The organism is Candidatus Fonsibacter ubiquis (genome assembly GCF_002688585.1).
In the GTDB taxonomy this organism is placed as follows: Bacteria; Pseudomonadota; Alphaproteobacteria; order Pelagibacterales; family Pelagibacteraceae; genus Fontibacterium; species Fontibacterium commune.
On sequence record NZ_CP024034.1, the window covers coordinates 54305 to 67524 of the forward strand.

At 28.9% G+C, this 13220-nt stretch carries 11 protein-coding genes; 8 read left to right on the forward strand and 3 right to left on the reverse strand.

Annotated features, from left to right (window positions below; translation table 11 throughout):
• The first annotated feature begins 33 nt into the window (after positions 1 to 33).
• Positions 34 to 2622, forward strand: a complete 2589-nt coding sequence (gene clpB / locus CR143_RS00280) for an ATP-dependent chaperone ClpB (RefSeq protein ID WP_099339861.1) — start codon at positions 34 to 36, stop codon at positions 2620 to 2622.
• On the opposite strand, the gene CR143_RS00285 is transcribed toward clpB, so the two are convergent.
• Positions 2619 to 3731, reverse strand: coding sequence for a lipid A deacylase LpxR family protein (locus tag CR143_RS00285; protein ID WP_099339862.1), 1113 nt, complete (start codon positions 3729 to 3731; stop codon positions 2619 to 2621). The genes clpB and CR143_RS00285 overlap by 4 nt on opposite strands.
• Before the next feature lie 105 nt (positions 3732 to 3836).
• Here CR143_RS00285 and CR143_RS06355 point away from each other — a divergent pair, with 105 nt between their 5' ends.
• The 3 genes from CR143_RS06355 to CR143_RS00295 all read left to right on the forward strand — a co-directional run bounded on the left by CR143_RS06355 (position 3837) and on the right by CR143_RS00295 (position 6308).
• A complete protein-coding gene (locus CR143_RS06355) occupies positions 3837 to 4010 on the forward strand; it encodes a hypothetical protein (protein ID WP_169696833.1) in 174 nt (57 codons plus the stop codon).
• Between the two features lie 152 nt (positions 4011 to 4162).
• Positions 4163 to 5629 carry a DUF294 nucleotidyltransferase-like domain-containing protein gene (locus CR143_RS00290; protein ID WP_204524603.1) on the forward strand — a complete coding sequence of 489 codons (1467 nt, stop codon included), beginning with the start codon at positions 4163 to 4165 and terminating at the stop codon, positions 5627 to 5629.
• Between the two features lie 16 nt (positions 5630 to 5645).
• On the forward strand, positions 5646 to 6308 hold the full coding sequence (locus CR143_RS00295; protein ID WP_204524604.1) for a 3'-5' exonuclease: 663 nt from the start codon (positions 5646 to 5648) through the stop codon (positions 6306 to 6308).
• 18 nt (positions 6309 to 6326) lie between these two features.
• On the opposite strand, the gene CR143_RS00300 is transcribed toward CR143_RS00295, so the two are convergent.
• Entirely contained in the window at positions 6327 to 6947 is a 621-nt protein-coding gene (locus CR143_RS00300) for a DsbA family oxidoreductase (RefSeq protein WP_099339864.1), read from the reverse strand.
• A 51-nt stretch (positions 6948 to 6998) separates the two neighbouring features.
• Here CR143_RS00300 and CR143_RS00305 point away from each other — a divergent pair, with 51 nt between their 5' ends.
• The gene (locus CR143_RS00305) at positions 6999 to 8435 is read left to right on the forward strand and encodes a protein adenylyltransferase SelO (RefSeq protein WP_099339865.1); all 1437 of its coding nucleotides are present in this window, start codon (positions 6999 to 7001) and stop codon (positions 8433 to 8435) included.
• A gap of 2 nt (positions 8436 to 8437) precedes the next feature.
• Here CR143_RS00305 and CR143_RS00310 read toward each other — a convergent pair whose 3' ends face one another.
• Positions 8438 to 9049 (reverse strand): arylesterase, encoded by a 612-nt coding sequence (locus CR143_RS00310; RefSeq protein WP_099339866.1) that lies wholly within the window; start codon positions 9047 to 9049, stop codon positions 8438 to 8440.
• On the opposite strand from CR143_RS00310, the gene CR143_RS00315 reads away from it, so the two are divergent.
• From CR143_RS00315 to CR143_RS00325, 3 genes are read left to right on the forward strand one after another with little or no spacing between them, the layout of a single operon-like run.
• Positions 9048 to 9713 (forward strand): ABC transporter ATP-binding protein, encoded by a 666-nt coding sequence (locus CR143_RS00315; protein ID WP_099339867.1) that lies wholly within the window; start codon positions 9048 to 9050, stop codon positions 9711 to 9713. The two genes, CR143_RS00310 and CR143_RS00315, sit on opposite strands and share 2 nt — an antisense overlap.
• A complete protein-coding gene (locus tag CR143_RS00320) occupies positions 9697 to 12213 on the forward strand; it encodes an ABC transporter permease (protein WP_099339868.1) in 2517 nt (838 codons plus the stop codon). The genes CR143_RS00315 and CR143_RS00320 overlap by 17 nt, the downstream gene beginning before the upstream one ends.
• Before the next feature lie 44 nt (positions 12214 to 12257).
• Entirely contained in the window at positions 12258 to 13220 is a 963-nt protein-coding gene (locus CR143_RS00325) for an NAD(P)/FAD-dependent oxidoreductase (protein WP_099339869.1), read from the forward strand.

Consider the following 13220-nt stretch of genomic DNA (forward strand, 5'->3'; position numbering starts at 1 on the left):
TGAAATATAGAAAATTGTAACCATATATTTTGTATGGATTTAAATAAATTTACAGAGCGATCAAAAGAAATATTAAATTCGGCGCAAGTTTTAGCTATGATGCAAAATCATCAGCTATTACAGCCTGTGCATTTATTAAGCGGCATCATAGAAGATGATGATACAGGATCATTATTATTTGCACCTGCTGGATTGGATTTAAAAGGTACAAAATTAGCAATTGAAAAAGAATTAAAAAGAATACCCTCAGTTACTGGAAACTCAAGTGGAATAAGTGCATCAAAAGAATTTGTTGTTACCCTTGAAGAAGCTAAAAAAATTTCAAAACAAAAAGGTGATGAATATGTTCCCGTTGAAAATATATTAGAGGCAATACTTTTAACGGATAAAAATTTATTAAAATTATTACAAAATAATGGATTTAATTTAAATGTATTTAAATCAGTTCTTGGGACAATGCGCAAAGGTCAAAAAGTGACCAATGCAAATGATGATGCAAACTATGAATCTTTAAAAAAATATACAATTGACATTACAGATAAAGCTCGAAGTGGAAAACTAGATCCAGTTATTGGTAGAGATGAAGAAATAAGACGTGCCATTCAAGTTCTTTCAAGACGAACAAAGAATAATCCAGTCCTAATTGGTGAACCCGGAGTTGGTAAAACTGCAATTGTTGAAGGACTTGCTCTAAGAATTATTAACGATGATGTTCCTGAAAGTTTAAGAGGTAAAAAATTATTAGCATTAGATTTAGGGTTATTAATTGCTGGTGCAAAATTTAGAGGAGAGTTTGAAGAGAGATTAAAAGCTGTTCTAAAAGAAATTACTGCACAACAAGGCGAAGTTATTGTTTTTATAGATGAAATGCACACTTTAGTTGGTGCAGGCGCAGGTGATGGATCTATGGACGCTTCGAACATGTTAAAACCAGCTCTTGCAAGAGGAGAACTGCATTGTATTGGTGCAACCACACTTGCTGAATATAGAAAGTATGTTGAAAAAGATGCGGCGTTAACTAGAAGATTTCAGCCAGTATTTGTAACGCAGCCATCTGTTGAAGACACAATTTCAATCTTAAGGGGTCTTAAAGAAAAATATGAAATGCATCATGGGGTGCACATCTCAGACAATGCACTTGTTTCAGCGGCTGTGCTTTCAAATCGTTACATTACCGACAGATTTTTACCAGATAAAGCAATTGATTTAATGGATGAAGCATCCAGTAAGCTTCGAATGGAGATAGATTCAAAGCCAGAAAATATTGATGAGATTGATAGAAAAGCTATTCAGTTAAAAATTGAAAGAGAGGCTTTAAAAAAAGAAGACGATTCACTTTCAAAGATTAGATTAAAGGAATTAGACGAGAAAATTGCAGAGCTTGATAAAAAATCACAGGCCTTAACAGAAGTTTGGGCTAAGGAAAAAAATCAAATTCAATCTGTTCAAAAAATTAAAGAGGAAATTGAGAGAAATAAAGTTTTATTAAATAACTATCAAAAGAAGGGTGATTTAACAAAAGCTAGCGAAATTATGTATGGCAAGATCCCAGAATTAGAGAAAAAATTAAAAGAGCAAGATAAAGCTGCTTTAGGTCAATATAAAACATTAAATAAAGAAGTGGGTGAGAATGAAATTGCAGCCGTTGTTTCTAAATGGACAGGAATTCAAATTGATAAATTACTAGAAGGCGAAAGACAGAAAATATTGTCCATGGAAAAAGTAATTTCAACAAAAGTGATTGGTCAAAAAGAGGCAATTAATTCTGTCAGTAATGCTGTTAGAAGATCAAAAGCTGGAATTCAAGACCCAAATAGACCGCTTGGTTCATTTTTATTTTTAGGACCGACGGGAGTTGGTAAAACCGAATTAAGCAAAGCTCTTGCTTCCTTTTTATTTGATGATCAAAACGCAATGATTAGAATTGATATGTCAGAGTATATGGAGAAACACTCTGTAAGCAGATTAATTGGTGCCCCTCCAGGATATGTAGGTTACGATCAAGGTGGCGCTTTAACAGAAGCTGTTAGACGAAGACCTTATCAAGTAATTTTATTTGATGAAGTTGAAAAAGCCCATCCTGATGTATTTAATATTTTTCTTCAAATTTTAGATGATGGAAGACTAACAGATGGACAAGGTAGAGTTGTTGATTTTAAAAATACAATTATCATTTTAACATCCAATCTTGGCTCAGAATTTATACAAGCTAATAAAAGTGAGAAATTAGATGAAAGAACGAAGGAAAAAGTGTTGGAAGTTGTTAAGAAATCTTTCAGACCAGAATTTGTAAACAGATTAGATGATATTATTGTTTTTGATAGACTTCAAAAAGAAGAAATTAAAGAGATTGTTAAGATTCAAGTAAATAATTTAAAAAATATTTTAAAAGATAAAAATTTAACTTTTTCAATCACTGACAAAGCTCTAGAGTGGTTAGTAGATAAAGGTTTTGATCAAGAATACGGCGCAAGACCTTTGAAAAGAGCGATCCAAAGATATATCCAAAATCCAATTGCAAATTTAATTTTAGATATGAAAGATAAAAAATTAGATGCGATTAAAATTGATGTGGATGAGGATCAATTAATTTTAAATAATAAAATTTTTGCTATTAATTAAAAATCTAAGCCTACTGTAAAAGATACAAATTTATCTGCATTTTTTTGTTCTTTAAATTCTTTTGATTGAACGTATTGAGTAAGAGTTAGTTTTAAGTTTTTATTTCCAGATATTGGTATTAAAGAATTTACGCCAACAGCAATAAGTCCAACAATAGGTTCTTTATTTACATGATGATTGTTTGCAAAGATGTTGCCATCCAAAGAAAAATCATAGGCAACACCTTTTAATTCTGCAAGCGCAAATAAATGAACGCCTAAAGGAATGGGCAACATTAGTTCTCCTTTGTCAGTACATGTTTCGGAGTTTATAGATGAAGGAGCTGTGTTGTCACAGCCAGGGTGAGAAGGGGTGCTTCCAAAATCATTTGGAATATTGAGACCATATCTCCCTTCCATGCCAATATTTAATGAGGTTTCGATATTACCAACTTTTAAGCCATAAAATCTTATCAAGTCTTTTGATAATCCTTGAGTGTAAGAATTATGTTGCAGATCAGACTTAACTTTTTTCTCAAACATTAACATTAAAGCAGGCTCATTATCTAACTGATTATTCCAACCTTGAGCTCTGTAGACATTAAATCGGTCATGAACAAAGTTTTGTGTTTGTTTTGCAAAAGATGCAGGACCTATAATTCCAAGAGTTAATTCTTTTGTATTTAATACTTGTGTATTATCAAATTTATTTTTATGTCTCTCATTTATTCCTATCGCTAGAGATAACAGCCCGGCATAGGGTCTGTCATCTTTGATAATAGTTTTAGTTTTATCATCTTGAGGTGTGTACATCTTTTGAGAGCCTACAAAATAAATATTTTTAGAAAATCCGACTTTTTTCTTAAGTAAGTCATTATCGATAAATGATAAAAGATTACTATGCAGGCGGCTTATCACTGGTAAACATTCACTTTTTACGTCTCCATTAAGATCATGCGTGACTCCAGATAAAATGACACCACTAGTGTAATTAGAGTCTTCGTTATTAAAATAGTCGTTTTCTATTCTAATATTATAGCCTCTAAAGCTGACTTGTTCATCATCTTTACAATTTGCAAATGACGGTGTCGAAAATACGATGAATAATAAAAAAAAGAGCGATCGTTGCATTAAAAACTTAGTATTTATTTTTGTAAAAAAAATTTTAATACATTATTCACAATTAAGACACAAATAGTTCAAAAAAATATTACATTTGTTGTCTATTTAAAAGTTATGAAAACACAAAATAAAAAAATAAAAATGGTAAATGGAAACAGGAGCTTCCCAACTTTATCTATTTCTCAACAAACTGCGGAAGAGATGCTAACAGTTATGGGTGTTGTAGCTCTAGTTGCTGCAGTATTGACTCTACCTGTTGGAATATTTTTATTTACATACGGGCTATAATGGCTCCTTATTCAAACGAAGAATTGGCATTTTTAAATAAAAAAGCTTGATTACAAGCGTTTAAAAAGCTTTTTCTTAGATGATTTTTTTAAACAACTTTTAACTTAAGTTATTTTTTTAAATAAGAAAAATCCGCTATATATAAAGGCTAAATGCCTAATAGATCCAATAGTGTTGAATTGTTCACAAAAAAAATATCTGACTATATGTCAGATGATTATCTTTATTTAAACTCTAATATTTCAATCGCTGAGGCAATTAAAAAATTACAACAACAAAAAAAATCCGTTATTTTAGTCAAAAAAGAAAATAAACTTTTTGGAATTATTACTGAGCAAGACATAGTTAGAAAAGTAACTTTTTTATCTGAACCCAATAAAAAAATATCTGAAGTTATGACTTCTCCAGTTATTTTTGTGTATGAAGATGACCTTCTTTTCCATGCGGTAGGAAAGATGAGAAAAAATAATTTACGTCATTTACCTGTTATTAATATGACTTCCCAAGTTGTTGGAATTATTCACGCTAACAAAGCTCTGTACGCAGAACTTGGAAACGTCACTAATCAAATTGATCAAATGACATTTGATGAATATGACTCTTCATCCCTAGTAAAAATTAAAAAACAACAAATTGATATTGCAGACCGTTTATTAGATGAAAATACTTCTTCGTTAGATATTTGTTATTTATTGAGTTTTTTGAATAACGTTATTTTTAGAAGATCTATTAGGATCGCCGAGCGAAATGTGAATGCTAAAAATATTATTGAACATATACCGGATTACACTGTTTTAGTTATGGGTTCAGGAGGTAGAATGGAGAGTTTTTTATCTCCCGATCAAGATAATGGAATTATTTATGAAAAAAGTGAAAAAGAAGATCCAAAAAAAGTAGATTTATATTTTGAAGAACTCGCAAAACATTTTACAAAATCATTAGATGATGCAGGCATTCCCTTTTGCAAAGGTAATTTAATGGCAACAAATCCAATGTGGAGAAAAAGCTTACCGGAATGGAAAAATCAAGTTCAAAGCTGGGTTGAAAATTTAAGTGAACAAAATTTAATATATGTAGATATGCTTTATGATTTTAGGTCTGTTTTTGGAAAACCAGAACTTGCTGATGAGTTGCGAGCTTTTATTTTTGATAAGTTAATTAATAAAAAGGTTTTAAAATTTTTGTTTAAAAATGAAGAAAATAGGCAAGCGGGATTAACTTTTTTTAATAATTTTATTTTAGAAAAAAAAGATCCAGAAAATAAAGGGTTATTGGATTTAAAAGGAGCAGGCACATTACCTTTAGTTGAAACAGTTAGGATCTATTCTATTAAAAATAGGGTCAATAGAGCTAATACTCTTGCTAGAATAGAAGAATTAAATCAACTCAAAGTCTTTGATGATCATGAAAGAGATTTTATAGAAAGTGGTCATCGTTTTTTAACCTATATCTTATTAAAAAATCAGGTTTCTCTTGCTAAACAAGGCTTACCAATAAAAAATTTTATTAATCCTAAAAATTTACTTTTAAGAGAAAAAGAACTTTTAAAAATATATTTAAAAAAAATAAATGAACTAAAAACCATAGCAAAGGCTGATATCAGTGAAGAATATCTTTAATCGAATACGATCATTTTTGGAAAATAGAAAAGCTTTGCAAGAGCAGACTATTGACCAGACTATTTTTACAGTCTTGGATACAGAAACAACTGGACTAAATGTAAATGAGGGTCATAAAATTGTATCGGTTGGAGCAATTAAAATTAATAATTACCAGTTGTCAGAGGAGCAAACTTTAGATGAATTAGTGAACCCTGAAAGGGATATTCCATTTGCTTCAAGAAATATTCATTACATCACAGAAGATAAAGTAAAAGACAAACCTAATATTTACCAAATAGAAAAAAAAATTAATGATTTTATTAAAAATACTATTTTAGTTGGGCATAATATTGATTTTGATATTGGTTTTATAAAAAAAAATGCTGCCAAGTCTCCCTTGGCTATTACCATAAAGAAAATTGCAAATATTGATACAATACTTCTAACTGCTGGTCTTTATCCGAGTCTTGAAAGTTATGAATTATCTTTTTTATGCAATCATTTTAGAATTAAAACATTTGATCAAGTTAGGCATAGTGCATTAGGAGATGCAATTATCACAGCAAGATTATTTTTATTTTTATTAAATACTGCAAAAAATAGAAATAATATTCATAGTATTGGTGGTTTAATTAATTTGTGTAAGCAAGGAAGACAAATTCATTATCTAATGAAAGATTTTAATAAAATTCACTAAAAATAAGTTTTTTAAAATTTAATTATTTTTTTTAATTTTACTTATAATTGATTTTGTACTTTCGGCACCCTGAATAACGATCTGATCATTCAATGCGATAACAGGAACTCCCGAAATCCCTAAAGAATATGCGTTCTGATTTTTTTTTAAAATATCATCTATATTTTTTTTACTTTTAAAAGCTTTTTCAATTATTTGTTTATTTAGGCCATTTTTAATGCCAATCGACATTAGATTTTCTATATTTCCAATGTCACAACCATCAATAAAATAATTTCTAAAAATATTTTCAACAATAAACTTTTGCTCTTTTAAGTCCTTTGAAAGATCAATTAATATATGTGAAAGAACTGTACTAGGTGTAATTTTTATTTTTTTTAAATTAAAATTTAAACCCTCTAGAGTAGCCTGTTCGGTCATATTATCATACATTGGTTGAGCATTATCTTTGCTACCAAATTTTTTTTCTAAGTAATCAGATCTTTTCATGCCTGATAAAGGCATATTAGGATTTAGTAAAAAGGGGGCATAATGAACTTCGAATTTTTTATCTTTAAACTCTGCTAAAGCTTTAAATAATCTATTATGACCAATGTAGCACCAGCCACAAATTGTGTCTAAGAAGATCGTAATTTTCATGTTATCAATTTATAATATAAAAATTTACAAACTAGACACATTAAATATTAAATGAAAAATATTGGTTGGAATTTTGATAATAGCTACACGTTATTGCCAAAGCAGTTGATTTCAAAAGTTTTACCAACTACAGTAAAAAATCCAAATATTATCATTATTAATCATTCTCTTGCTCAGCAACTTGGATTAAATTTTTCTTCATTAAATAATAATCAATTAGCAAGATTATTTACAGGAAATGATATTCCAGAAGGGTCAGATCCTTTAGCTCAAGCTTACGCCGGTCATCAGTTTGGACATTTAGTTATTTTGGGTGATGGACGAGCAATTGTATTAGGTGAACATATTACTCCAACGAAGCAAAGATACGATATTCAATTTAAAGGTTCAGGAAGAACGCCTTATTCAAGAGGCGGAGATGGCAAAGCAGCTCTTGGCCCGATGTTACGCGAATATATTATTAGTGAGGCCATGTATCATTTAAATATCAAAACAACCCGAAGTCTTGCCGTTGCAACCACTGGTGAGAATGTGATGAGAGAAACAGTTTTGCCAGGTGCAATTTTAACAAGAGTTGCAGAGAGTCACATTCGTGTTGGTACTTTTGAATATGTTGCAATTAAACGAGATATTCCAACTCTTAAAAAACTTTTACAGTATTCAATAGAACGTCATTATCCTGAAATAAAAGATTTAGATAAACAGGCTCCAGAATTTTTAAAATTAGTCTTAGAAAAACAAATAGATTTAATTACAGATTGGATGCGAGTTGGTTTTATTCATGGTGTCATGAATACTGATAACATGGCAATTTCTGGCGAAAGCATCGATTTTGGACCGTGTGCATTTATGGATTATTATAATCCTAAAACTGTTTTTAGTTCTATCGATCATCATGGTCGATATGCATTTGGCAATCAGCCCTCTATTGCACAATGGAATTTAGCTCGACTTGCCGATGCTATACTTCCTCTTCTTGATGAAGATCAAAATAAAGCAATAGATGTGGGTGAAGAAATTATTCACTCGTTTAAAGAAAAATATGAAAAAAAATTTCATAAAATGATGAAGAAGAAATTAGGATTAATTACAGATGAAGCTGATGATGTAATTTTAATACAAGAATTATTAGATACTATGGAAAAAAATAATTTAGATTATACAAATACTTTTAGAGATTTAATGAATGATAAAATTAATAATGAAGCTTTGAAAAATTTTCATGCTAAATGGAAAATTAGAATTGATAAACAAAATAGAAGTCATGAAGAGGTTTTAACTTTGATGAGAAATGTTAATCCTGTTGTTATTCCAAGAAATCATAAAGTAGAGGAAAGTTTAAAAGAAGCGCATAAAGGAAATTTAGTATCTTTAAATAATCTTCTAAATGCTCTCAAGGATCCATATACAGAGCGAAGTGACTTAACATTATATCAACAGCCTGCTCATGAAACAGATAAGAAATATAAAACTTTCTGCGGGACTTAAATTTATTTTTTAAATTGCTTTACTAAGTAAGGTGTAAGATTTTTAGCTATTACCTTAACCCCATCTCGATTTGGATGTTTGCCATCCTCTAGGTTTAATTTTGGATTTAACGCAACATCCTGAAGCAAAAAAGGCATTAGAATTAAATTATGTTCTTTTGCTAAAGAGGGATAAATATTATCAAATTTTTCTTTATAATTTTTGCCATAACTTTCTGGCGCAATAAAACCCGCAAGGATAATGGGGATATTTTTAGCTTTAATTTTTAAGATGATTTGATTTAAATTTCCTTTGATTTCATTAGGGTCAATTCCGCGTAACATATCATTGGCACCAAGTCCTAGAATTACAAGATTAGCTTTTTCCTCCAATGTCCAGCCAATACGATTAAGCCCACCTTTAGTAGTATCGCCGCTGACACTTCCATTTATAATTTCGCTTTCAATATTTAAATTTTTTAACTCAAATTTTAGCGCCTCTGATAAATGATCAGGTTTAGTTAGCCCATAACCTGCCATCAAACTATCTCCAAATAGTATAATTCGCGTTCTTGCAAAAGCCTCAGATTTAAATATGAAGATGAGATAAAAAATTATAATAAAAATTTTTTTCATGAAAAGTTTATTAGAGTTACAAGATATTTATTTAAATTACAAAACAGAAAATAGTTTAGTTGAAGTCATTAAAGGGGTTAATTTAAAAATAAATAGTGGCGAAAATGTTGCGGTAGTTGGAAAAAGTGGATCTGGAAAAACAAGTCTGATTATGTTGATTGCAGGACTTGAAAAGGCAACCTCTGGAAAAATAATTTTTGAAGATCAAGATATTAGTACTTATTCAGAAGATGAGTTAGCAGATTTAAGAAAAAGAAAAATTGGTATTGTATTTCAATCCTTTTATTTGATCCCAAATTACACTGCCTTGGAGAATGTCTCTTTAGTGCTTGAGATTAATAAAATTGAAAATGCTCAAAAAAAATCATCAGAGTTACTGGAGCAATTTGGTTTAAAAGATCGATTAAATCACTTTCCAAGTCAACTTTCAGGAGGAGAGCAGCAGAGAGTTGCGATAGCACGCTCTATTATTTTAAGTCCAAAACTTATTTTAGCTGATGAGCCGAGTGGCAATTTAGATAGTGAAAATTCTAAACTTATTATCAATTTATTGTTTAAATATAGTAAACGAAATAATTCTAGCCTTATCTTAGTTACCCACGATCAATCCATAGCTAAGGAATGCGATAAAATTATTGAAATCAAAGATGGAAAAATTATTTAATTTTCAAGATTTTAAATATGCAATTCGAGATTTAACTAGAAGTTATAAAAAAATCTCAACAATCATTTTTACTATTTTCATAAGTCTTTTTGTTTTAAGTGTTATTTTAAGTTTAGAGTATTCTTTAAAAAAAGAATTAAATGCTAATGCAAAAATATTACTGGGCGGAGATTTTGAAATTAATACAAGAAATGAAAAAGTTGATGATCAATATTTAAAAAAAATTGAAAAATTTGGAACAATTTCCTCAACTGTTGAATTTAGTACAATGCTTGCCAATTCAACAAAGTCAGATGCTAAAACTTTTTTTATTCGTTTAAAAGCAATTGATCAAAAGTATCCACTTTATGGAAGTGTTCAATCTTTCCCAGACAATGCACTGACGTTATTACAAACGACTAAAAATAGTATTGTTGTTAACAAAAAGATTTTCGAGACTTTAAAATTAAAAGTTAATGATACCGTTTTTATAAAACAAACAGCTTTTAAGGTCGTAGGCTATGTAGAAAGCGTTCCTGACTTAGGAAGAGCATTATTATTTGGTGATTTTGCGGTGGTTAGCAACAATTCATTTTTAAATTTAAATATTAATACCTTAGGTAGCTTTATAAACTATGAATACCGAGTAAAATTAAACAATGATAATATTAATTTTAAACAAGAATTAGAAAATCTTACAAAAAATTATCCATCATACAGCGTTCGATATCCAGAAAATTCTTCTAATAATTTAAAAAAATTAATTGATAATTTTTCTCAATTTTTATCGCTAGTCTCTATCAGTGCAATGTTGATTGCAGGAATAGGGATCGCAAATACATTAATCTCTTTTATCAATCAAAAAAATATAAGTATTGCGATTATGAAGTCTCTTGGTTTTACCACCGCTACAATAAAAAAAATATTTTATTTTGAAATATTTATTTTATTAACCATAATCAGTTTATTAGCCTATTTTTTTGCTGTTCTGAGCGTGCCATTGGTTAATGTTTATCTTGTTAAAACCTTAGGGATTGTCGTTCAAAGCGAATTTATACTTAAAAATTTTATTAAAGTATTTTTAAGCGGCTTTTTAGTAGTAAGTATTTTTTGTTTACCTACCATATCAGCCATTCAACAAATTAAGCCAACAAGCCTTTTTAGAAATGTATTTCAACCTTGCGAATTTTATTTTACTAAGAAAAATATTTCTTTAATTATATTAGCAATTATTTCTCTCATCTTACTTTTCGCTTTTGATAGTAAAAAACCCTTTTATACAGTTATGTACTTTTTAGTTTTTTTTATTATTTGCCTTACTTTATACGGACTATCAAAGTTAATAATTTTTTACTTAAGAAAGATAAATCTTATTAAATTTTTACCTCTCCGTTTGGCAGTTAAAAATATTACCAATCCTAAAACAATATTCCCAATTACAGTTTTATCGTTAGGGTTAGGAGTTACTTTGTTATTATCTCTAACTTTAATTGGATATAATTTTAAGAAGGAAGTCCAAAAATCAATTCCTGAAATAGCACCAGATTATTTTTTTGTTAGCATTCAAAACTCAGAAAAAGATGAATTTGTAAAATATTTAAAAAATAATGATAAAAATTCAGTAATTGAGACAATGCCTATTGTTTCTGCTTCCTTAATAAAAATAAATAACAAAGATCCACTAACTTATATTAAGCAGAACAACGACTCTTTTTGGGTTCTTGAAAGAGATCGAAGAATATCTTGGTCTAAAACTGCTCCAAAAGATAATCCAATTTTAGAAGGTAACTGGTTTGATGAAAATAGTAAGAGTTTGCAAATTTCTTTAGATGCAAAAGTTGCAAAAGATTTGAACATTAAAATAAATGACAGTTTAACTTTAAAAATTTACGGAAGGGAAATTGAGGGTAAAGTTATAAATCTTAGAAAGGTTGATTATCGTGATTTATCAATCAATTTTGTCATGCTAATTAATCCAAGTTTTGCACAAAATATTCCACATGAATATATAGCAACCGCTAAATTTAAAAATTTACCAGATTTCAAAGAAGGAGCTTTTTTACAAAAATTTAAAAATATCTCCACAATTAAAGTCTCAAATTATCTTGGTAAAGTTACAGAAATTATAAATAAAATATTTATTGCTGTAATCATTATATCTTCAATTGCAGTCATCATTGGATTAATGGTAATTTCCTCCGCAGTGATTGTACAAGCAAGATTAAGTGTTTATCAAAATTTAATTTTTAAAATTCTTGGAATCAATTCAAAAAATTTAATGCTTGCTAGTATTATAGAATTTTTAATTACATTTTTATCAATTATTTTTATTGCCGCTTTTTTTTCAGTGTTTGTTTCTTATTTTGTTATTGAAACCATTTTTAGACTAAGTTGGAGTTTAGAAATTATCAATTCATCGGTGGTATTATTATTTATTGGGATCATCACAATTATTTTAATATTGATTAATAATTATAAATTTTTAAGTCCCAAAGTGTATCCGTTAGTGCGTAATGAGTAATTTTACTCGTAACTTTTAATATAATTTAATAATCTCAATTATTAATGAAAGACATTGCAATTATTGGCACAGGATTTTCAGCTGCTACCATTGGATATTTTTTAAAGAACGATTTAGATTTTTATGAAAAGTCCAGAGGTGTAGGCGGTCGCTGTTCCACTCGAAGAGTTGATAATGTTGGCCTATTTGATCATGGACTTCAATATATCAAGAGTGAAAATAATGAATTTAAAAAGTTCTTAGGTGACCACACTGTTTGGCAAGGAAATTTTAAAATATTTCAAAACGATCAGCTCAAAGATGATTTAAATAAAGAAAGAATAATTAATGAAAATGGGAATAATTTATTAGTTAAAAATTTATTTAAAGATAAAAAAGTTTTTGTAAATAAAGAGTTAAAAAGTCTTGAAAAAAAAAATGATTTTTTTTTATTAAATTTTAAAGATAATACTCAAGAAAATTATAAAACTGTAATCATCACAGCCCCTTATCAGCAGGCCTATAATTTAACAAAAAAGTTTACTGATAATTATTTTTTAAAACTTAATTATAATATGCAACCTAACTTAACATTGATGGTAGCATTTAATAAAAGTTTGAACCTTAATTTAAGTGCAATTAGTTTCGAAAATGACGATGTTTTAGGATTTGCGGCTAATGAAAATACAAAGAAGAAGAGTTTGATCAATAAGGATTTAGAATTATGGACAATTCAATCATCCTTAAAATATGCAATTAAAAATATTTATGAGTATCGAAATAACAAGCCAAGTTTAATTGATGAGATGTTAAGGAGTTTTTCTGTGAAATTAAAAATAGATATTAAAAAAGATAATATTCACTATTCAGACATTCATGGCTGGCTTTATGCCTACAGTATCAATTTGGATACCGCTAAGTGTTATTGGGATAAGGATTTAAGACTTGGAATTTGTGGTGATTGGTTTTCAGGAGGAAATGCAGAAAGCGCTTTTATTAATGCAAAACACCTTGTAAATTTAATTTAA